General features: G+C 64.6%; 18 protein-coding genes. 10 read left to right on the top strand and 8 right to left on the bottom strand.

All coding sequences use genetic code 11. The features are described from left to right. Window positions 1–34 precede the first annotated feature (34 nt). Complete coding sequence (locus ACREBX_RS10470; RefSeq protein WP_431561684.1) at window positions 35–1,627, top strand: isocitrate lyase; 1,593 nt, start codon at window positions 35–37, stop codon at window positions 1,625–1,627. 144 nt (window positions 1,628–1,771) lie between these two features. Here the strand turns inward: ACREBX_RS10470 and ACREBX_RS10465 are convergent, their stop codons facing one another. Both ACREBX_RS10465 and ACREBX_RS10460 read right to left on the bottom strand, forming a co-directional pair. Next, a complete protein-coding gene (locus tag ACREBX_RS10465) occupies window positions 1,772–2,758 on the bottom strand; it encodes a TerC family protein (RefSeq protein ID WP_431561683.1) in 987 nt (328 codons plus the stop codon). Window positions 2,759–2,826: 68 nt separating this feature from the next. After that, window positions 2,827–3,021 (bottom strand): DUF465 domain-containing protein, encoded by a 195-nt coding sequence (locus ACREBX_RS10460; protein WP_431561682.1) that lies wholly within the window; start codon window positions 3,019–3,021, stop codon window positions 2,827–2,829. A 241-nt stretch (window positions 3,022–3,262) separates the two neighbouring features. Between ACREBX_RS10460 and ACREBX_RS10455 the strand changes: the two genes are divergently transcribed. Together ACREBX_RS10455 and ACREBX_RS10450 are read left to right on the top strand one after the other, a co-directional pair. Then, the gene (locus ACREBX_RS10455) at window positions 3,263–4,027 is read left to right on the top strand and encodes a crotonase/enoyl-CoA hydratase family protein (protein ID WP_431561681.1); all 765 of its coding nucleotides are present in this window, start codon (window positions 3,263–3,265) and stop codon (window positions 4,025–4,027) included. A 1-nt stretch (window position 4,028) separates the two neighbouring features. After that, window positions 4,029–4,904: an alpha/beta hydrolase family protein gene (locus ACREBX_RS10450; protein ID WP_431561680.1), complete on the top strand. Its 876-nt coding sequence runs from the start codon at window positions 4,029–4,031 to the stop codon at window positions 4,902–4,904. Between the two features lie 12 nt (window positions 4,905–4,916). Here ACREBX_RS10450 and ACREBX_RS10445 read toward each other — a convergent pair whose 3' ends face one another. The 4 genes from ACREBX_RS10445 to ACREBX_RS10430 form a co-directional block, all read right to left on the bottom strand. Then, window positions 4,917–6,230, bottom strand: coding sequence for an amidohydrolase (locus ACREBX_RS10445; RefSeq protein WP_431561679.1), 1,314 nt, complete (start codon window positions 6,228–6,230; stop codon window positions 4,917–4,919). A 36-nt stretch (window positions 6,231–6,266) separates the two neighbouring features. After that, window positions 6,267–6,911 (bottom strand): DUF4893 domain-containing protein, encoded by a 645-nt coding sequence (locus ACREBX_RS10440; protein WP_431561678.1) that lies wholly within the window; start codon window positions 6,909–6,911, stop codon window positions 6,267–6,269. Between the two features lie 75 nt (window positions 6,912–6,986). Further along, a complete protein-coding gene (locus ACREBX_RS10435) occupies window positions 6,987–7,772 on the bottom strand; it encodes a 3-hydroxybutyrate dehydrogenase (protein ID WP_431561677.1) in 786 nt (261 codons plus the stop codon). Window positions 7,773–7,799: 27 nt separating this feature from the next. Next, window positions 7,800–8,957, bottom strand: a complete 1,158-nt coding sequence (locus tag ACREBX_RS10430; RefSeq protein WP_431561676.1) for a patatin-like phospholipase family protein — start codon at window positions 8,955–8,957, stop codon at window positions 7,800–7,802. Window positions 8,958–9,108: 151 nt separating this feature from the next. Between ACREBX_RS10430 and ypfJ the strand changes: the two genes are divergently transcribed. Further along, window positions 9,109–10,017 (top strand): KPN_02809 family neutral zinc metallopeptidase, encoded by a 909-nt coding sequence (gene ypfJ / locus ACREBX_RS10425; RefSeq protein WP_431561675.1) that lies wholly within the window; start codon window positions 9,109–9,111, stop codon window positions 10,015–10,017. After that, window positions 9,999–11,273 (top strand): amidohydrolase family protein, encoded by a 1,275-nt coding sequence (locus ACREBX_RS10420; protein ID WP_431561696.1) that lies wholly within the window; start codon window positions 9,999–10,001, stop codon window positions 11,271–11,273. Before ypfJ ends, ACREBX_RS10420 begins: the two co-directional genes overlap by 19 nt. A gap of 6 nt (window positions 11,274–11,279) precedes the next feature. Here the strand turns inward: ACREBX_RS10420 and ACREBX_RS10415 are convergent, their stop codons facing one another. Beyond that, window positions 11,280–11,981, bottom strand: coding sequence for an HPP family protein (locus ACREBX_RS10415; RefSeq protein WP_431561674.1), 702 nt, complete (start codon window positions 11,979–11,981; stop codon window positions 11,280–11,282). Window positions 11,982–12,155: 174 nt separating this feature from the next. Between ACREBX_RS10415 and ACREBX_RS10410 the strand changes: the two genes are divergently transcribed. The 5 genes from ACREBX_RS10410 to ACREBX_RS10390 all read left to right on the top strand — a co-directional run bounded on the left by ACREBX_RS10410 (window position 12,156) and on the right by ACREBX_RS10390 (window position 21,155). After that, the gene (locus ACREBX_RS10410) at window positions 12,156–14,225 is read left to right on the top strand and encodes a prolyl oligopeptidase family serine peptidase (protein WP_431561673.1); all 2,070 of its coding nucleotides are present in this window, start codon (window positions 12,156–12,158) and stop codon (window positions 14,223–14,225) included. Window positions 14,226–14,399: 174 nt separating this feature from the next. Next, window positions 14,400–17,534, top strand: coding sequence for a valine--tRNA ligase (locus ACREBX_RS10405; RefSeq protein WP_431561672.1), 3,135 nt, complete (start codon window positions 14,400–14,402; stop codon window positions 17,532–17,534). Window positions 17,535–17,793: 259 nt separating this feature from the next. Further along, the gene (locus ACREBX_RS10400) at window positions 17,794–19,152 is read left to right on the top strand and encodes an MATE family efflux transporter (protein WP_431561695.1); all 1,359 of its coding nucleotides are present in this window, start codon (window positions 17,794–17,796) and stop codon (window positions 19,150–19,152) included. Between the two features lie 95 nt (window positions 19,153–19,247). After that, window positions 19,248–20,420 (top strand): sensor histidine kinase, encoded by a 1,173-nt coding sequence (locus ACREBX_RS10395; RefSeq protein WP_431561671.1) that lies wholly within the window; start codon window positions 19,248–19,250, stop codon window positions 20,418–20,420. Between the two features lie 3 nt (window positions 20,421–20,423). Then, complete coding sequence (locus ACREBX_RS10390) at window positions 20,424–21,155, top strand: LytR/AlgR family response regulator transcription factor (protein WP_056374183.1); 732 nt, start codon at window positions 20,424–20,426, stop codon at window positions 21,153–21,155. A gap of 65 nt (window positions 21,156–21,220) precedes the next feature. On the opposite strand, the gene ACREBX_RS10385 is transcribed toward ACREBX_RS10390, so the two are convergent. After that, window positions 21,221–21,571, bottom strand: a complete 351-nt coding sequence (locus ACREBX_RS10385) for a UrcA family protein (protein ID WP_431561670.1) — start codon at window positions 21,569–21,571, stop codon at window positions 21,221–21,223. Window positions 21,572–21,669 lie beyond the last annotated feature (98 nt).

Here is a 21,669-nt window from a genome sequence, read left to right as displayed (position 1 = left end):
CTTCCACCCATCACCTCCGCACAAGGATAAGACGATGGGTTATCAGGAAGACATGGCGCAGGCAGGCCGCCTCATCCGCGACTACGACGGCACCTGGGACGGCATCAGCGGTGAAAGCATCGCCCGCATGCGCGCCCAGAACAAGTTCCGCACCGGCCTCGACGTCGCCCGCTACACCGCGCGCATCATGCGCGCCGACATGGCCGCCTATGACGCCGACCCCGCGAACTACACCCAGTCGCTCGGCTGCTGGCACGGCTTCATCGCGCAGCAGAAGATGATCTCGATCAAAAAGCATTTCGGCACCGTCAAGAGCCGCTACATCTATCTGTCGGGCTGGATGATCGCCGCGCTGCGCAGCGAATTCGGCCCGCTGCCCGACCAGTCGATGCACGAAAAAACCAGCGTCCCGGCGCTGATCGAGGAAATCTACACCTTCCTCCGCCAAGCCGACGCCCGCGAACTCGGCGGCCTGTTCCGCGAACTCGACGCCGCGCGCGCCGAGCGTGACGAACTCAAGGCGAAGCAGATCCAGGCCACGATCGACAATCATGAAACGCATGTCGTGCCGATCATCGCCGACATCGACGCGGGCTTCGGCAACGCCGAGGCGACCTATCTGCTCGCCAAGAAGATGATCGAAGCCGGCGCCTGCGCGTTGCAGATCGAAAACCAGGTCTCTGACGAAAAGCAGTGCGGCCATCAGGACGGCAAGGTCACCGTGCCACACGAGGATTTCATCGCGAAGATCCGCGCCTGCCGCTACGCCTTCATGGAACTCGGCGTCGAGGACGGCATCATCGTGACGCGCACCGACAGCCTCGGCGCAGGCCTCACCAAGCAGATCGCTTTCTCGAAAGAGCCCGGCGACCTCGCCGACCAGTATAACGGCTTCCTCGATTGCGAAGAGGTCGACGGCGCGGGCAACCCCGGCGACGTGCTGATCAACCGCGACGGCAAGTTGATGCGCCCGAAGCGGCTACCCTCGAACCTCTATCAGTTCCGTGCCGGCACCGGCGAGGATCGCTGCGTCATGGATTGTATCGCCAGCCTGCAGAACGGCGCCGACCTCCTCTGGATCGAGACCGAAAAGCCGCACATCGAACAGATCGCCTCGATGGTCGACCGCATCCGCGAAGTCATCCCCAACGCGAAGCTCGCCTACAATAATTCGCCGAGCTTCAACTGGACGCTGAACTTTCGCCAGCAGGTGTTCGATGCGTGGGAAAAGGACGGCAAGGACGTCAGCGCCTATGATCGTGCTCGCCTGATGAGCGTCGATTATGACGGCACCGCGCTTGGCGACGAAGCCGACGACCGCATCCGCACCTTCCAGCGCGATTCGGCGAAACGGGCGGGCATCTTCCACCACCTCATCACCCTGCCGACCTATCACACCGCGGCGCTGTCGACCGACAATCTCGCCAAGGAATATTTCGGCGACGAAGCGATGCTGGGGTACGTCAAGGGCGTCCAGCGCGCCGAGATCCGCCAGGGCATCGCCTGCGTGAAGCACCAGAATATGTCGGGCAGCGACCTTGGCGACGATCATAAGGAATATTTCGCCGGCGAAGCGGCGCTCAAGGCCGCGGGCAAGGACAACACGATGAACCAGTTCGCCGCTTAAACGAGTTCGGCGCGAGGGGCCCGTTGCAACCCCTCGCGTCACCCTCTTGGCGCGGAGGCCAGCGACCCGACCTCCGCGCCTACCGAGCTTTCCTGGGGAGGAAAGCCTGTCCGCCGGAAGCCTTTGCGCTTCCGGCGGACATTTTTATTGAGGTAGCGCCGCTTCCTCGTCGTTCGTCTTGACAAGCGACCAGATGACTCCGCCCGCGATCAATGCGACCGTCACGCCAAGACTGATCAGCGGCGGGAATTTCGCCCCGCCGAGTATGAAATCGGCGACGAAGATCTTCGACCCGATAAACACCAGCACCAGCGCGAGTGCATATTTCAGATAATGGAAACGGTGCACCATGGCTGACAGCGCGAAATAGAGCGCGCGCAGGCCGAGGATCGCCATGATGTTCGACGTATAGACGATGAAGGTGTCGGTCGTGATCGCGAAGATCGCCGGCACGCTGTCGACCGCAAAGACAAGGTCGGCGAGGTTGATCACGACCAGCGCGAGGAAGAGCGGCGTCGCGGCGAGCACGATCTTGCCGGTCTTTGTGTCGGGTACACGCACGAAGAATTTCTCGCCGTGCAGTTCGTTGGTGATCGGCATCCGGCGTGACAGCCATTTGACGACCGGATTGCCAGCCACATCCATCGGCTTTTCGCTCGCGAACAGCATCTTTACGCCAGTGAACACCAGGAACGCGGCGAAGATATAGAGCAGCCAGCCATATTCGGTGACGAGCGCCGCGCCGCCCGCAATCATGATACCGCGCAGCACGATCACCGCGACGATGCCCCAGAGGAGCGCGCGGTATTGGTAGCGCGGCGGGATCGCGAAGGTCGTGAAGATCAGCGAGATGACGAAGATATTGTCGATCGACAACGCCTTCTCGATGAAGAAGCCGGTATAATATTGAAGGCCGGCCTCGCCGCCCTTCGCGGCCCAGACCCACGCGCCGAACGCGGTCGCAATACCGATATAGAGCGCGGAGAGCTTCAAGCTCTCGCCGATACCCATCTCCTTGTTTTCCTTATTGAGGACGCCAAGGTCGAAGGCGGTGAGCGCGATGACGAGTGCGATGAAGGACAGCCAGAACCAGGCCGGGGTGCCCAGCCAGTCGGCAAACAGAAATTCCATGGTGATTTCCCTGGATATGCCAAGCGCGCCGCCTTTCGGCAGCGTGCTCGGTTGTTAGTTATGATGGATTAACGCGCGAGCGCCGGGCGCAGGGCAGGCCGCAACGTCAGGGCCGCAAGCCGTTCCTTCACCGCGAGCTTGAGCGTTTTCAGGCGCAGCAGGCGGAACGGGTCGGCGCCGCGCCGGCGCACCTCGCGGCGCTCGGCATCGTCGAGCTGGCTATGCAGCACGGTCAGGCGATAAAGATTGGGATTCAAAGTCATAAAAGGGCCTCCTGATTGAGAAATCAAGCAGGTGACGCCGATGCCGGGACCCCGGAAACAGGGGGGAGATAGGGCCAGAGCATCGGGGTCACCCGATGCGGTCCGACATCACGTGGCGGGAAATGTCCCGCCGACGCCAGAGGGGCCCGGCCCGCATTTCTTTTATCTAGGGTGCCGCCACGCCGCTTGCAAGTCCCCCGGCGTCCCGGCACGCTGTGATGAAACAAGGAGGAGGGTTCGAATGAGCGTGCTTGCCCGGAGCGATGGCCCCGTCATGATCGTCACCATCGACCGCCCTCACCGCCGTAACGCAGTCGATCCCGAAACCGCCGTCGCATTGCGGAACGCCTTCGCGGCCTTCGCCGCCGACGACAGCGCACGGGTCGCGATCCTGACCGGTAGCGACGGGCATTTCTGCGCGGGTTTCGACCTCCATGCCGTCGGCACGTCGCGCTACGACCCCGACGGCCCCGGCCCGATGGGGCCGACGCGCATGCTGCTCGACAAGCCGGTGATCGCCGCGGTCGAAGGGCATGCCGTCGCCGGCGGGCTCGAACTCGCGCTCTGGTGCGACCTGCGCGTCGCCGCGGCCAGCGCGGTGTTCGGGGTCTATTGCCGCCGCTGGGGCGTGCCGCTGATCGACGGGGGCACCGTACGCCTGCCGCGCATCGTCGGACAGGGCCGCGCGCTCGACATGATCCTGACCGGCCGGCCCATTGCTGCCGACGAAGCGCAGCGCATCGGCCTTGCCGACCGCATCGTCGCCGACGGCGAAGCGCTCGACGCCGCAATCGAGTTGGCAAAACAGATCGCTGCCTTCCCGCAAATCTGCATGAACGGCGACCGGCTCAGCGCGTATCGCCAGTGGGATTTCGACATCGAAGCCGCGCTGGCGTATGAAGCGCACGCCGGGGTTGCCCCGCTACGCGAAGGCGCGGCGGCGGGGGCCAAACGCTTTACCGAAGGCGCCGGACGCGGCGGCAGCTTCACGATCGGGGGAGAATGACATGAGGATATGGATCGCCGCCGCGGCGCTGGCCGCCCTGCCCTTGCCTGCTGTCGCGGCAAGCCCGACCGATATTCCAGCCGCGATCTACACCGACCCGCCCGCCGACAAGGCGCACCCCGCCGCGATGGAGGTGGTCCACATCCCCAGCGGCAAGGTCGCGATCAACGGCGTCGTCTATATCCCCGCGGGTGCGGGTCCGCACCCTACCGTCGTGCTGTGTCACGGCCTCCCGGGCAACGAGAAGAGCCTCGATCTCGCGCAAGCGATGCGGCGCTCGGGTTGGACCGTGATCACCTTCAACTATCGCGGATCGTGGGGCAGCCCCGGCGATTATCGCTTTGCGCAGAATCTGGAGGATGCCGACGCGGTGCTCGCCTTTGCGCGCGATCCCGCCCATGCCGCCAGGCTGCGGATCGACCCGAAGCGGCTCGTCATCATGGGCCACAGCATGGGCGGCTGGGTTACCGCGCTCACCGCCGCGCAAGACAAGCAGTTGCTCGGCGCGGCGATGATTTCGGCGGGCAATATGGGCTGGCTCGGCAAATTGCCGCGCGATCAGGCGGTAAAGGCGCTGCGCAGCAACGGGACGGAAGCCCTCGCCGGGACGACACCCGAACTCATGGCGGATGAAATCATCGCCAACACCGACCGCTTCGACTTCGTGAAAGCCGCGCCACAACTGGCGAAGACGAACCTGTTCGTCCTGACATCCGACGACGGGCTGGCACCGATGAGCAATGCGCTGTCGGCCGCGATCGCCAAAGCCGGCGGAGCCGGGGTGAAGACCATCCACGTCGCGACGGACCATAGCTGGTCGGACGCGCGTATCCGGCTCCAGACCGAAATATTGAACTGGCTGGCGACGCTGAAGTAGCGCCGCCGCCGGCTATTTCTTCGCCATCAGCTTCATTGTCATCGCGGTCAGCGCCTCGGTCGCGGTCGAGATGACCGCGGGGGCATCGGGTGCCCAGAAGGGCGAATGGAGACTCGGCAAGGTCCGGCCTTCCTTTTTGGCCGCGTCATATTCGGCCTGCGGCACCCCACCGACCCAGACGATCAGGCTCTTGATGCTCTTGTCCTCGCGCCCGAAGCGGCTGAAATCCTCGCCGCCCATCACCGGCGGCATCTGCACGACGCGTGTCTCGCCGAAGCTCGTTTTCAGATACGCCGCCATCTCCTCGGTGAATTCGGGCGTATTGAAGGTCGAGGGCGTATATTCATTCTTGTCGACGCTCACGACGGGCATCTTGTCGTCGGGCATCCCTGCGGCGATCGCTTCGCCCTTCGCGATGCGCGCGATGCCGTCGAGAAGATGATCGCGCACCTCGTCCGAGTAGCTGCGCACCGTCAATTGCAGCTTCGCTTCGTCCGAAATGATATTGTGCTTCGCCCCGGCATGGAAGCTGCCGACGGTCACCACCGCGCTGTCGAGCGGACTGATTTCGCGCGAGACGAGCGTCTGGAGCGCGCCGACGATGCGGCTTGCGAGCACGATCGGGTCCTTGGTCGTCTGCGGATAGGCGCCGTGACCGCCAACCCCCTTCACCAATATGTCGACGCTGTCGACGTTGGCGAGCGCATAGCCTGGCGTGTAGCCGATCTTGCCTGCCGGGAACTGCGCCGCGTCGTGGAACGCCAGCGCGTACTGCGGCTTCGGAAAACGCGTGTAGAGCCCGTCGGCGAGCATCATTCGCGCACCCGCGCCGCGTTCCTCGGCGGGCTGGCCGATCATTACCAGCGTGCCCGACCATTTCGCCTTGTTCGCCGCCATCAGCCGCGCGACGCCGACCCACGCGGTCATATGCGTGTCGTGGCCGCACGCGTGCATCACGCCGGTTTCAACACCTTCCTTTGTGGTGACACGCACTTTCGATGCGCCGGCGAGGCCCGTCTGCTCGGTCACTGGCAGGCCGTCCATATCGGCGCGCACCAGCACCACCGGACCGGGGCCGTTTTCCATCACCGCGACGATACCCGTGCCGCCGACCTTTTCGGTCACCTTGAACCCCAGCTTGCGTGCTTCGGCGGCGAGGATGCCCGCCGAGCGCACCTCCATGAAACTGAGTTCGGGATTGGCGTGCAAATCCTTGTATATCGCCATCAGCGACGGCATCTGCTTTTCGACCTCGCTGCCAAGCGTTTGCGCTGCCGCAGGCGCAGCCAAAGCCAGCGCCCCAAAAGCCAGAAGGGGGACGCTCATCCACAAAATTCGCATGCTAATCCCCTGTCGTTCTTGTCAGCCCGCCGGGACCAGTTCGATCACGTCGAGCAAGGATTCATAAGCCGGCGCGGGCAGCACCAGCCGCCAGCGATTGTCGCCGATCCGTTCGACCAGCCCCGCCATGTCGCGCATCCGGTCGCTGCCGTAATTGACCGCCATCTTCTCGTCGCCGAGTTCGAGCGTTCCCAGGAAAATCTGGCGTTTCAGATTGTCGGGAAAGATCAGGCCCACGGGCCGCTGCGACCCCGAAATCTTGGTCAGGCTCGACAATCCCTGTTCGGGCGCCACGCGGCACCGGAACCAGCCATAAGCGACATAGGACAGGCCGCTGCGCCCCTGCGCGCCGACCTTGATCGTCCGGCACCGGTAATCGCCCGCGGGCAAATGCGGGTTGGGCAATGCCGCCATCGGTTGCAGCAGCACGCCTTCGCGGTCGATGTCGGCGTCGAAGCCTTTCGTGCGGGCGTCGGTCAGTGCCGTCTGCCAGCTGCTATGCCAGCCGCGAATGCGCTCCTTGTCGGCATCGGTCGCCGTCGCGCGCCACGTGCCCGTGGCATCCGGCGGCGCGTCGGCCGCCGACGGCGGCACCGGCGGCACGGTACGGCAAGCCCCCAAGGTGACGCCAAGCGCCACCGCCAAAACCCAGATGGTGCGACCCATGATTCTCTGTTTCTCCCCGATCCCTCTGCCGTTAACCTTAGGAGGGCGAAGAAGATTGCTCAAGGGCGCAGCCGATCAGGCGGCCGTCCAGCCGCCGTCGACGCTGAGGTTCGCGCCGGTGATGTTTGCCGCCTCGTCGCGGGTCAGGAAGGACGCGATTGCCGCGACCTGCTCGACCGTCACGAACTGCTTCGTCGGCTGTCCGGCGAGCAGCACATCGTTGATCACCTGCTCGCGCGTCATATTCCGCGCCTTCATCGTGTCGGGGATCTGGTTCTCGACCAGCGGCGTCCAGACATAGCCCGGGCTGATGCAATTCACGGTGATGCCCGCGTCGGCGACTTCGAGCGCGACGGTCTTGGTGAGGCCCGCAAGCCCGTGCTTGGCGGTGACATAGGCCGATTTGAACGGTGAGGCGACGAGCGAGTGCGCCGACGCGGTGGCGATGATGCGTCCCCATTTCTTCTTGCGCATCCCGGGCACGGCGTGGCGGATCGTGTGGAACGCCGCGGTCAGGTTGAGCGCGATGATCATGTCCCATTTCTCGACCGGGAAATCCTCGACCGGCGCGACGAACTGCATGCCCGCGTTGTTGACGAGGATGTCGACCCCGCCGAAATCCTTGTCGGCACGCTTGAACATATCCTCGATCTGCTCGGGCTTTGTCAGGTCGGCGCCATCATAGGCCGCCTTCCCGCCGCTGATCGCTTCCAGCCCCTTGCGTTCGGTTTCGATCGCGTCGGCGTCGCCGAACCCGTTGATGATGATCGACGCACCCTCGGCGACAAATGCCTTGGCAATGCCGAGCCCGATGCCCGAGGTCGATCCGGTGACGAGGGCGGTCTTTCCTGTGAGGCGCATGATTGGGTCCTTTCGGCGGGGAGAGTTTCAGGAAACGTCGGGCTCGGTCTTTGGTCGCAACGCATTCGATTGCACCGCAAAACTGTCCGACCGTCCTTCGGCGATACTGTCGGCGAGCAGATGGCCGTCTTTCATCGCGGACTCGACCGCGTCGCGGCCAAGCGCCCAATTGACCTCCATCGTCGAGCGCGAAAATTCGAAATCGCGCGCGCCCGTCTGCCATGGCGGCGGCTCGTGGATCAGCTGAACGACGTTGAGCGCCTTGCAATCGACCATCTTGCGGACCGCCTTGACCTCGGACAGGTCGGCGAACTCGGGCGGCAGCTTCTTGAGCATCCGGTCAATCAGCCGGTGCTCCTTGCGCCGCCGCACCAGACCGTCCGAAATGCGGCGTGTGCGGCTGGAAAAGCGAATATCCTTTTCGCGCGACCAGGCTTCTTCCATGTCGTGCGGGCGATCGCCGCGCGCGGGGAACAGGTCGACCTGGAACACCAGCATGTCCTCGTTCGCCGATTCGACGACATGTTCGAGCGGCGTGTTCGACACGAGCCCACCGTCCCAATACCAGATGCCGTCGATCTCGACCGGCGGGAGCCCCGGCGGGAGTGCGCCCGAGGCGAGGATATGCCGCGCGTCGAGCGTGTCGCATTGCGTATCGAAATAACGGAAATTGCCGGTTTCGACCGCAACGGCGCCGACCGACAGCCGCACCTTGCCGTTGTTCACGCGGTCCCAGTCGACCAGCCGGTCGAGCGTGGCGACCAGCGGTGCTGTATCATAGAAACTGACCGCTTCGGGCGTCTGTCGCTCGGCAAAAGCAGGCGGCGGGAAACGCGGAATGAAGAAGCCGGGCACGCCAAACGCCGCGACCTGGCCGGCGGCCGCCATATGCGTCCACTCGCGCGCCCAGTCGTTATCGACCGTCGGCAGCGAGGGCAGCGCCGACGACACGCCTTCCCAGAACTCGCGCATCTTGCCCACGGCCTGGTCGCGTTCGTTTCCGGCGATGATCGCTGCATTGACCGCACCGATCGAAATCCCCGCAACCCAGTCGAGCTCGATGCCCAGATCGATCAGCGCCTCGTACACCCCCGCCTGAAACGCGCCGAGCGCGCCGCCGCCCTGCAGGACGAGCACGACGAGGTCGGGAAGCGGGAGGGCGGCTCGGGTGGCGCGGCGGGGCATGGACTCGGGGATCCTTGATTGGCGAGCCAAGATTTGTGCACCGCAACACAGGCTATTGCAATGGCTCGATTATATGCGAAGCCCCTTCCAATTACCCGGCGCTGCTGTAACTATCGCAGTGGAACGAGCATTTTACCGGTGGAGAAGCCCCATGCGCCTCGACGACTATGATCCCGGTGACGACATCCGCGACCTTGGCCGCGGTAGTGGCGGTGGATTTGGCGGCGGCGGAGGCGGCGGTCTCGGTGGGCTTCTCATCGGATTTCTTCCGATGCTGCTCGGGCGCAAGATGGGTTGCGGCACGATCCTGCTGATCGGTGCGGCCGCCTTTTTCCTGCTCGGCCCCGGCGCCAATATGCTCAGCAGCGGCGGCGGCACCGCCGATCCGGCAGCCGATAGTCGCGGCGGCGCCAATGTCGCCTGCGATACCGAAAGCGAACGCTTCGCCTGCAACGTCTTCGGATCGACGCACACTGTGTGGGAGGGCCTGGTCAGCGGCTATCGCAAACCGACGCTCAATTTCTTCACGGAATCTAATCGATCGGGCTGCGGCGCCGCCCAATCGGCGATGGGTCCCTTCTATTGTCCCGCCGACCAGGGCGTCTATCTCGACACCAGCTTCTTCCGCGAGCTCGAACAGAAGTTCGGCGCGGCGGGCGACGCGGCACAAGCCTATGTGATCGCGCATGAGGTCGGTCACCATATCCAGACGGTCAGCGGCATTTCCGATAAGGTGCGTCAGGCGCAACAACGCGCCTCGCAGGCCGAGGGCAATGCGCTGCAGGTCCGCATGGAGCTTCAGGCCGATTGCTACGCCGGCGTCTGGGCCGCGCGCGCCAGGAACAGCGCGGGCCAGCCGGTCATGGAAGCGGGCGATATGGAAGAAGCGATGCGCGCCGCCAATGCGATCGGCGACGACACGCTGATGCGGTCGGCGGGGCAGCGACCCGTGCCCGAAAGCTTCACCCACGGCACGAGCGAGCAACGCATGAGCTGGCTTCGCCGCGGTCTGCAATCGGGGGATCCGCGCCAGTGCGACGCATTCGGCTCGGCTACCTGACGACGGCGCTCGCGGCAGCGCTTGCCGCGGCGCCTGCATCGGCCGAAACCCTTTACGTCCAGACCGGGCGGCTGATCGACGGCGTCGCCGATACGGTGCGCACGGGCCAGTGCATCACCGTCGAGGCCGAGCGCATCAAGGCCGTCGCGCCGTGCGGAAAGGCACCCGATGGCGCGAGGGTCGTCGACTGGTCGGACTTGACCGTCCTTCCTGGCCTGATCGACGTCCACACGCATCTCGCCGATCTCGGCCAGAGCGCCGACCTTGCCGCGCCGATGAAAGCGTCGCCCGCCGAAACGGCGCTTGTCGGCGCGCGCAATGCGCGGGTTACGCTGGAGGCAGGCTTCACCAGCGTCCGCGATGTCGGCACCTATCGCGGCCTGACCGACGTAACGTTGCGCAACGCGATCGAGCGCGGCGACGTACCGGGGCCGCGGATGTGGGTCGCGGGCGCTTATCTGACGATACCCAAGGGCGGCGGCGAATTGAACGGCGTCGTCCCGAACGAGCAGCTTCCGCCCGACATGCGCCTCGGCGTCGCCGCGACGCCCGAGGAAGCGGCGGCGAAGGCAACTTACCTGCTCGATCATGGCGCCGACTTCATCAAGGCGATCGCAACCGGCGCGGTGCTGGCGATCGGCACCGAGCCCGGCGCGCCCGAAATGACCGTCGAGCAACTGCGCGCGGTCGTGAAGGTCGCCCATGCCCGCGGCAAGAAGGTCACCGCGCACGCGCACGGTGCGATCGGCATCCAGAACGCGATCAACGCGGGGGTCGACAGTATCGAACATGCGAGCCTTGCCGACGAGGCGACGCTGCAACTCGCCAAGAAGCACGGCACCTGGCTCGCGATGGACATCTATAACGGCACCTACATCGACGACGTCGGCACCAAGGAAGGCTGGCCCGAGGAGTATCTGCGCAAGAATCGCGAGACGACCGACGCGCAGCGCGCCGCTTTCCGCCGCGCGGTCGAGCTTGGCGTCAATATCGGTTATGCAACCGACGCCGGCGTCTATCCGCACGGCCTCAACGCGCGCCAGTTTCGTAATATGGTGAAGTACGGGATGACGCCGATGCAGGCGATCCAGTCCGCCACCGGGCGCGCCGCGATCGAAATGGGCCGCGACGATGTTGGCGCGATCGTTCCAGGCCGCTATGCCGACTTCGTCGCGGTAAAGGCCGATCCGCTCACCGACGTCACCGTCCTCGAAAAAATCGATCATGTGATGAAGGGCGGCGCGCTGGTGCGATAGCGCCGCCTATCGTGTGCCGCTCCGCGCCGCGGCGTGGACCTCGGCGCGTTCGAGCAACAAGGCCAGATCCTCGCGGCTGATGTCGAAGGTTTCGCCAAGGTCGTCGAGCGCCTTGTCGATATCGTCCATCAACAGCCCCGACGCCGGCGCGGGAGGAAGCGCCTTGCCTTCGACGGGCTTGGCGCGGTGGGGGTAGCTATGCCCCGAAAAACGATGGAACAACCAGCCGATCGCCACTAGCAGCAGCGAATTGACGAGCACAACGAACAGGAACTCGACGACATGCTCGGACAGGAGCGCATAGCCGCCGAGGACCGCGCTCAAGGCCGCGGCGCCGCCGGGCGGATGCAGGCAGCGCAGGAGAGACATTGTGAGGATCGCCAGCGAAACGGCGACCGCCGCGGCAATCGCCGGATCGGGAATGAGCTGCGCGACCACCGCGCCGACGACCGCCGAAACGAAATTGCCCCCGGCAATAGACCAGGGCTGGGCGAGCGGGCTCGCCGGAACCGCGAACAGCAGCACCGCCGATGCGCCCATCGGCGCGACGATCCACGGGATCGACGACGGGAACAGCGCGGCGCAGGACAGGCCGACAAAGCCGATGCCCAGCACCGCCCCGACACTGGCGATCACGCGGTCGCGCAGGCTCGCCCCCGCAAGCAGGGGAACGAATAGGCGGGTGCCGTTCAACAGGGCGCGGAACATCGATTACCTTCTCGCTGCACGATCGGCGCGATGCGATCTTTGGAGCCGCCGGGCCAGAGAGGTTTATTTGCGCATCGGCAAGCCAGAATATCGCGGTGCCCGCCGATGGGGCAGCATAACGAACTGGAAAAGGTTCCGCCTTGAACCCGCGCGCTGCATCGCTAAACCGCTTTCATGCGAAACCATATCCTGTCCAGCGCGATCGCGCTCGCCGCCGCCCTCTCCACCCCCGCCTTCGCCCGGCCGATGACCGAGGTCGATCTGGCGACGCTCAAGCGCGTCGCCGCGCCGACCGCCTCGTCCGATGGGCGCTGGGTCGTGTTCCAGATGACCGAGACCGAGGCCGAAACCTACAAGCGCGCGACCGGGCTGTGGCTCGTCGACCGCAAGGCGAAGGGCGCAAAGCCTGTCGCGATCGCCGACACCGCGGGCAAGAATGAAACCGCGCCGGCCTTCGACAAGGACGGCGTCCTTTATTTCCTCTCGAACGCCTCGGGCAAAAGCCAGATTTGGCGGATCGATCCCAATGCAGGTGGCGCCGCGACGCAAGTGACCGACACCAAGGCCGATGTGTCGGGCTTCAAGATTTCGCCCGATGCGACGAAATTGCTCGCGTGGGGCGACATTGCGAAGGAATGCACCGACTTCGGCTGCGACGCCAAGGACAAGGGCGCGCTCACCGGCCCCGGCAGCGGTCGCCTCTACAAAGATGGCGCGGGCTTCGTTCGCCACTGGGATGAGTGGGAAACGCCGGGCACTTACAGCCGTCCGTTCATCTTCAACCTTGCAGACGGCAAGGCGAGCATCGCGCGCCCGGTCGACGCCGGCCTGATCGGCGACAGCCCGTCGAAGCCATTCGGCGGCGGCGAGGAACTCGCATGGGGCGCCGACAGCCGCACCGTCTTTTTCACGCTGCGCAAGGCCGATCGGAACGAGCCGACCTCAACCAATCTCGATATCTATAGCTGGCTGGTCGACAGCCGGATGATGCCGACCAACCTGACGCAGGATAATCAGGCGACCGACACCCTGCCCACCCCCTCGCCCGACGGCAAATGGCTCGCCTATGCGGCGATGGCGCGGCCCGGCTACGAAGCCGACCGTCAGGTGCTGATGCTGCGCAATCTCGAAAGCGGCGAGACGAAGAAGCTTACCGACGCGTGGGATCGTTCGGTCGCCTCGATCGCATGGGCGGCGGACGGCAAGTCGCTCTATGTGACCGCGCAGGACACGCTCGAACATCCGGTCTTCCGCGTCGACGCCGCCACGGGCAAGGTCGAGAAACTGAAGGCGACGACCGAAGCATTCGAAGGCAATATCGGCGATGTCACGCCGCTCCTGGGCGGGGCACTGCTCTATTCGCGCAACAGCGCGCTGCTGCCGACCGACCTGTTCGTGCGTGACGCCAAGGGCAAGGTCAGCCAGCTCACCAATGTCAACGCCGCGGCGCTGGCCCAGTTCGATCCCGTCGAGCTCGACCGCGTCCAGTTCGCCGGTGCGAACGGTGACAAGGTATGGGGCATCATCCTCAAACCCGTCAGCCCGGTCCAGAAGCTGCCGGTCGCCTTCATCGTCCATGGCGGCCCGCAAGGCAGCTTTGGCAACAGCTGGTCGACACGCTGGAACCCGCGCCTCTTCGCGCAGCAGGGTTATGGCGTCGTCAGCGTCGATTTTCACGGCTCGACGGGTTACGGCCAGGCATTCACCGACGCGATCAACAAGGATTGGGGCGGCAAGCCGCTCGAAGACCTCAAGCTCGGCCTCGCCGCCGCGGGCAAGCAGGACCCGCAGCTCGACCTGAACAACGCCTGCGCGCTCGGCGCCTCCTATGGCGGCTATATGATGAACTGGATCGCCGGCCAGTGGACCGACGGCTTCAAATGCCTCGTCCAGCACGACGGCGTCTTCGACGCGCGCGCGATGGCGTATGAAACCGAGGAGCTATGGTTCGACGAATGGGAGCATGGCGGCCCCTATTATGAGGTTCCCGAAGAGTTTGAAAAATGGAACCCGGTGAACCATGTCGCGAAATGGAAAACCCCGATGCTGGTGATCACCAGCGAGAAGGATTTCCGCATCCCCTATACGCAGGGCCTCGCCGCGTTCACCGCGCTCCAGCGCCGCGGCGTGCCGTCGCAGTTGCTCGTCTTCCCCGACGAAAATCACTGGGTGCTGAAGGGCGCGAACAGCGTCCAATGGCACCAGACGGTGTTCAACTGGCTGGGCAGCTATTTGAAGAAATAAGCTGCGTGCTGTTCCCCGGCGAAAGCCGGGGCCCGGAGTATTGGAGAGCGCACCTCGCGCAGGACATCTGGACCCCGGCTTTCGCCGGGGAACAGCCACAACGTAGGCATGGGGTTCGCCCGGAGCCGGTTCCCCCTTGCCGCATCGCACCATGGCTGGCAAAGCGCGGCCATTATGCCGATGGAAAAAACGTTCGATCCCGCCGCTATCGAGGCGAAATGGGCCCATGAATGGGAAAGCCGCGGGCTGTTTCGCCCCGCGCGTCCCGACGCGACACCCTTCACGATCGTCAACCCGCCGCCGAACGTCACCGGCGCGCTCCATATCGGCCATGCGCTCGACAACACGTTGCAGGACGTGCTCGTCCGCTACGAACGCCTGCGCGGCAAGGACGCCTTGTGGGTCGTCGGCATGGACCATGCCGGCATCGCGACGCAGATGGTCGTCGAGCGCCAGCTCGAGGCGCGGCAGGACAAGCGCACCAACTACAGCCGCGAAGACTTCATCGACAAGGTGTGGCAGTGGAAGGCCGAAAGCGGTGGCCAGATCACCGGCCAGCTCCGCCGCCTCGGCTGCTCGATGGACTGGTCACGCGAGCAGTTCACGATGGACCCGCATTTCACGCAGGCCGTGGTCAAGGTGTTCGTCGACCTGCACAAAAAGGGACTGATCTACCGCGACAAAAGGCTCGTGAACTGGGACCCGAAGCTCAGGACCGCGATTTCGGACCTCGAGGTCGAGACGCACGAGATTCAGGGCGGCTTCTGGCACTTCAAATATCCGCTCGCCGACGGCGTAAAGCTCGATGATGGGCGCGATTATATTGTGGTCGCGACGACGCGCCCCGAAACGATGCTCGCCGACATGGCGGTCGCGGTGCATCCGGGCGATGCGCGCTACCAGAGCGTGATCGGCAAGGACATATTGCAGCCAATCACCGGTCGTCGGTTCAAGATCGTTGCCGACGAACATGCTGATCCCGAGCTGGGTTCGGGCGGGGTGAAAATCACGCCGGGGCATGATTTCAACGACTTCGACGTCGGCAAGCGCGCGGGCTTCAAGGCCGGCGAGATGCTCAACATGCTCGATGGCGATGCGAACGTCATCCAGACGAGCGACGGGCTGATCCCGCAAGAATATCTCGGCCTCCACCGTTTCAAGCGCGATGGCAAGGACGGCGCGCGCGAACTGGTCGTGACGCGGATGAAGGAAGCGGGTTTCCTGATCGCGCATGTCGTGACTTCGAAAGAGGGCGACGTCATCGAGCATGACGCCGAGCCGCGCACGATCCAGACCCCCTTCGGCGACCGCGGCGGCGTGGTGATCGAGCCGTGGCTGACCGACCAATGGTATGTCGACGCCGAAACGCTCGCACAGCCGCCGATGCAGGCGGTGCGCGACGGGCGGATCAACATCGTCCCCAAGACGTGGGAAAAGACCTTCTTCAACTGGATGGAGAATATCCAGCCGTGGTGCGTGTCGCGCCAGCTGTGGTGGGGGCACCGGATTCCGGCTTGGTATGGGCCGAAGATCAGGCCAGACGGACCAAGTGATGCTGGCAAATCCGACCTTGAATTGTCACTTGAAGAGGTTGCTTTCGTCGCTGAAGATGAAGCGCAACTGCTCCAAAGCGTCCGTGAATATTACGGCGATCCAAATGGTGAGCTGTTCATACACGACACCATGGAAGCGTATCTGGAATGGGACTCGGCCCTTTCCAGCGGCATTTCGGAAGACCTTCTGCATCGAGACAAGGTTCATCTCTATCGAGACGAAGACGTCCTCGACACCTGGTTCTCCTCCGCTCTCTGGCCCTTCGCCACGCTCGGCTGGCCCCAAGATCCTCCCCGGAACGGGGAGGTGGCAGCCGGAACGGCTGACGGAGGGGGTTCGCCGCCTTCGATGTCGCTTGAGGCCGAGAACCCCCTCCACCACCCTGCGGGCGGTCCCCCTCCCCGTTCCGGGGAGGATTTGCTCGCCCGCCACTACCCCAATGACGTCCTGATCTCCGGCTTCGACATCCTGTTCTTCTGGGATGCGCGTATGGCGATGCAGGGCATGGAGTTCATGGGCGATGTGCCGTGGAAGACGCTCTATCTCCACGGCCTCGTCCGCGCGCCCGACGGCGCGAAGATGTCGAAGTCGAAGGGCAATGTCGTCGATCCGCTCGGGCTGATCGACCAATATGGCGCCGACGCGCTGCGTTTCTTCATGGCGGCGATGGAAAGCCAGGGCCGCGACATCAAGATGGATGACGCGCGCCTCGCGGGTTATCGCAACTTCGCAACCAAGCTGTGGAACGCCGCGCGTTTCTGCGAAGCCAATGGCATTGTGGCCTCGACCAGCATCGAAGCCCCCGCCGCGACCCTGCCGGTCAACCGCTGGATCATCGGCGAAGTTGCGGCCACGGTCGCCGCGATGGACAAGTCGCTCGCCGACTATCGCTTCGACGAAGCCGCGAACGCGATCTACAGCTTTGCGTGGGACCGCTTCTGCGACTGGTATCTCGAACTGATCAAGCCGGTTCTTTCTCCCCTCCCGCAGGCGGGAGGGGTCGGGGGAGGGCCTGTTTCGGAAGATGGAGCGGCTGACGACATGCCCTCCCCTAACCCCTCCCGCAAGCGGGAGGGGGACGATGTCGCCGAAACCCGTGCCGTCGCCGGCTGGGTGCTCGACCAGATCCTCGTCATGCTCCACCCCTTCATGCCCTTCATCACCGAAGAGCTGTGGACCGGGCTCGGCGACCGCGCCGACTATCCGCTGATCACCGCGAAATGGCCCGCGCCGAAGGCAAAGATCGACGAAACTGCAAGTCGCCAGATCGGATGGCTCATCGACGCCGTGAGTAGAATTCGGTCAGCGCGAACCGAACTGTCCATTTCGCCGGGGGAGAAGCTTACCGCTTGGTTTCTGGCAGAAACAGATTTTGGCGAAGAAACCTTCTCTCACGTCGAAGGGCTACTGAAGCGCCTCGCTAGATTGGAAACAATTCACCGCCCGCTAAGCGGGAAGTTCGGTCGTCCGAATGATCCCGCCCGTCCAGCCGGACCCAGCATAGCAATGCCACTCATGGGTGGTTCATTGTTGATTCCGCTCGAAGGCGTGATCGACATCGCCGCCGAACGCGACCGCCTGACCAAGGCGCTCGCTGCCGCCGCGAAGGAACGCGACGGCCTTGCCGGCCGCCTGAACAATCCGTCGTTCGTCGAGCGCGCCAAACCCGAAGCCGTCGAAAAGGCGCGCGCCGACCACGCCGCCAAGGACGCCGAAGCCGATCGCCTCACCGCCGCACTGGCGCGGCTGGGGTGATAGATGGCGCCAAATCCTCCCCGCTCGCGGGGAGGTGGCAGCCGGGACGGCTGACGGAGGGGGGCGGCGTCCTTGCGCGGCGCCGCTTACGCACGCAAACCCCCTCCACCATGCTTCGCATGGTCCCCCTCCCCGTCCCGGGGAGGATCTCTCTGTGACCGACGGCGCCCCCCCCGTCACGCCGACGCCGGTTGCGGCGGCCGCCGACCCCGCCGCCAGCCCGCTTCCGCCCCGCCAGACCGCGCGTGGCGGCGGGCGGATGGACCTCACCCACGGGCCGATCACCAAGACGCTGATCCTCTTCGCGCTGCCGACGCTCGCGTCGAACATCCTTCAGACGCTATCGGGGTCGGTGAACGCGATCTGGGTCGGGCAGTTCCTCGGCGAAAGCGCGCTCGCCGCGACCGCCAACGCGAACATCATCATGTTCCTGATGTTCGGCGCCTTCTTCGGCTTCGGCATGGCGGCGACCGTCCTCATCGGCCAATCGATGGGGCGCGGCGACATCGACGCCGCGCGCCGTGCGACCGGCGGCGTGATCGGCCTCGCGCTGATCTTCTCGGTTATCATCGCGATCGTCGGCTGGTTCGCGTCGGACCAGATATTGCACTGGCTCGAAACCCCGTCCGAAGCCTTCGCGCTGGCGCATGATTATTTGCGTGTCACCTTCCTTGCTGTTCCCGCCAGCATGCTCAGCGTCACGCTGATGATGGCCTCGCGCGGCGCCGGCGACGCGGTGACGCCGCTGCGCTTCATGATCCTCGCGGTCGTGCTCGACATCGTCTTCAACCCCGTTCTGATCCTCGGCCTCGGCCCCTTCCCGCGCCTTGGCATTGCGGGGAGTGCGCTCGCGACCGCGATCGCAGGGACGATCAGCCTCGCGGGCATGATCGGTTGGTTCTACGCCAAGAACCATGTGCTGCGCTTGCGCGGGCATGAGTTGTCGTACCTGCTTCCCAAATGGTCGGAGCTGCGTTTCATCATCGGCCGCGGCCTGCCAATGGGCGCGCAGATGCTCGTGATCTCGGGCGCCGGGCTCGTCATGGTCGGGCTCGTCAACCGCGAGGGACTCGTCACCGCCGCCGCCTATGGCGCGACGCTGCAACTGTGGAATTATATCCAGATGCCCGCGCTCGCGGTCGGCGCTGCGGTCAGTTCGATGGCGGCGCAGAATATCGGCGCCGGGCGCTGGGATCGCGTGGCGTCGGTGACGAACGCTGGCGTCGCGATCAATCTCGCGATGACCGGCGTGCTGATCGCCCTCCTCCTGGCTTTCGACCGCGCCGCGCTCGCGCTCTTCCTCGGCAGCGAAAGCCCGGCGATCGAGGTGTCGCGCAATATCCAGCTGATCGCGACCTGGACCTTCCTGCCCTTCGGCACGACGATCGTGCTGATCAGCACGCTGCGCGCCAATGGCTCGGTCGTGCCGCCGCTCGTCATCCTGTTCCTGTCGATGTTCCCGATCCGCCTCGGCATCTATTATTTCGGTTATCCGGCGGTCGGCAGCGACATTCTCTGGTGGAGCTTTCCGCTGTCGTCACTCGCCTCGCTGGCGATGGCGTGGGCGATCTACCGGCGCGGCAACTGGCGCCGCGCGCTGCCGCAACCGGCCGGCTGACCGGCCTTCTGCTTTCGACCAAGGCGCCCGCAGCTTCGACTGGCGGTCCGGTGCCCGCTAGCCATCGGTCGGTATTTGGCGCTAAAGCAGGCATAATGAACATCTCAAACCGCAAGGATGCGCTGCGCGATCAGCGCGCAAAAATGTTGGCGGCGGCGCCCGATTGGCGCGCCTCCGACGCCCGCGTGAACCCCCGGGTCGCGATCGGATCGATCATTGCCATGTGGGCGATCTATTTCCTGATCACCTCGGGGCTCGCAATGCTGACCGGCGTGCCCGAGCAATGGCCGTCCGCCGGTCGCCGCGCGATCGTCGTGGTCGCCGGAATCTTGTGCACCTTCGTCCTCTATCAGCTGCTCCAGCGCGCCCAGCCCCAGAGTTTCGGCGCGCGGCTGGCGGCGGCCCTCGGCGCCGCGGTTCCGCTCGTTATCATCTACGCGACGGTCAATCTTCTGGTTTTTTACTATTGGTTCCCCGTTTCCGACAGCGCCAAGATCATCGAGGAAATGCAATCGAAATACTCGGTCGCGTGGGAAACGATGCTGATCCTCGACAGCTCGATCCGCTGGTATTTCTTCTTCGCTGTCTGGGCCGCGCTCTATGTCGCGTTCGGCTATGCCAACGAGATGCGCGCACTCGAACGCCGCGCCAACCATTTCCGCATGGAGGCGCAGACCGCGCAGCTTCGCGCGCTGCATTACCAGCTCAATCCGCATTTCCTGTTCAACACGCTCAATTCGTTGTCGACCCTCGTGCTCAAGGGATCGAAGAGCGAGGCCGAGACGATGATCATGAATCTCGCGTCCTTCCTTCGCTCGAGCCTGGCGGTCGATCCCGAGCAGCTCGTCAGTCTCGACGAGGAAATCGCGCTCCAGCGCCTCTATCTCGATATCGAACAGACCCGGTTCCCCGATCGCCTGCAAGTCGAAGTTACCATGCCGAAAGAGCTTGATAACGCTTGCGTTCCCGTGCTGATCCTGCAACCGATCATCGAGAATGCGATCAAATATGGCGTCGCGCCCAGCAAGGGGAAGATCGCGATCCGCCTCGCCGCCAGCGCCGAATACGGGCTGCTGGTGCTGCGCATCGAAAACGACATCGATCCGAAGGCCCCCGTCCCCGCTTCGGGAACCGGCCTCGGCCTCGGCAATGTCCGCGAACGCCTGCTGACCCGCTATGGCCCCACCGCGGGATGCGAATGGGGCCCTTCGGACAGCGGCGGTTTTGTCGTATCGCTGTGGCTGCCACTGGCACGGGAGGCTTGCTGACCGATGATTCAAACGCTTCGCACTCTGATCGTCGACGACGAACCGCTGGCGATCGAACGATTGCAGATCCTTACCGGGCAGCAGGACGGCGTCTCGCTCGTCGGCACCGCTAGCGATGGCGCCTCGGCGCTGCGCATGGTCGATGCGCTCGCGCCCGACCTCGTCCTCTGCGACATCGCCATGCCTGACCTCAACGGGCTGGAGGTCGCGGCGGCGATCGAGGGCTTGGACAATCCGCCGGCGGTTGTCTTCGTCACCGCCTTCGATCGTTATGCGGTCGCGGCGTTCGACGTGGCGGCGGTCGACTATCTGCTCAAGCCCGTGTCACCCGACCGCCTCGCCCGCGCGCTGTCGCGCGTGCGCGAATGGCGCGCGACCGAGCGCGCACCGGCGCAAAAAAGCAGATGGATCAATGAATTCTGGGTCCAGAACCGCGGCGAGATGCTGCGTATCGACGCGGGCCAGGTCGATCTGATCGAAGCCGAGCGCGACTATATGCGCCTGCATGTCGGCGGCCGCAGCTGGCTGATCCATCAGACGATCAAATCGCTGGAAGCGCGCATGAACCCCGATCAGTTCATGCGCATCCACCGGTCGAAAATGATCCGCCGCGAAGGCATCGTCGGACTGAAGCACCATGGCGACGGGGCGTGGAGCGTCGACCTGGGCGAAGGCGGCGTGCACCGCATCGGGCGCACCTATCTCCACGATGTAAAGGCGATCATGCACGCTTGAACAGGAAAAGGCGGCCATGCCGTCGGGGCATGGCCGCCTTTCGGGATCAACATACGGCGGGTTGGTCAGGGAGCAGCGGCGACGACAATCCGGCCGCGATCGGCCAAGCGGGCGCTTTCGCCGTTGAACAGGCCAGCCAGTTTCACATCGGCGTCGGCCATCGCGCTGTCCTCGCAGCGATTGGCCACCGCCCGTTCGCGAAGACCCTGCCGGTAGTGCAGCCGGGTGCCGCACACTTTCTGGACGGCAAATTTGATGCGGGTGGTCAGCCGCTCGCGGCCGTCGACGCTCGACAGGTTCAGGTCGTCGTATCGCACGACGACGGTATGCCGCTCGCCATCGTCTTCGGCCGCGGCCGGAACCGAAAAGCCGGCCAGCGCAACCGGCGCTGCCAGCAGGAAAGAAAATTTCGCCATGGGGGAGTCCTCTCTTCAAAAGGATGCGGGATACCGGCTGGCGGACCGGGGAGACCGTCTTCCGATATCCCGCAAGGGAAGTGATACCCCCTGGACGT

The sequence above is a fragment of the Sphingopyxis sp. genome (genome assembly GCF_050725655.1).
In the GTDB taxonomy this organism is placed as follows: domain Bacteria; phylum Pseudomonadota; class Alphaproteobacteria; order Sphingomonadales; family Sphingomonadaceae; genus Sphingopyxis.
This window is presented reverse-complemented; position numbering and strand designations above follow the sequence as displayed.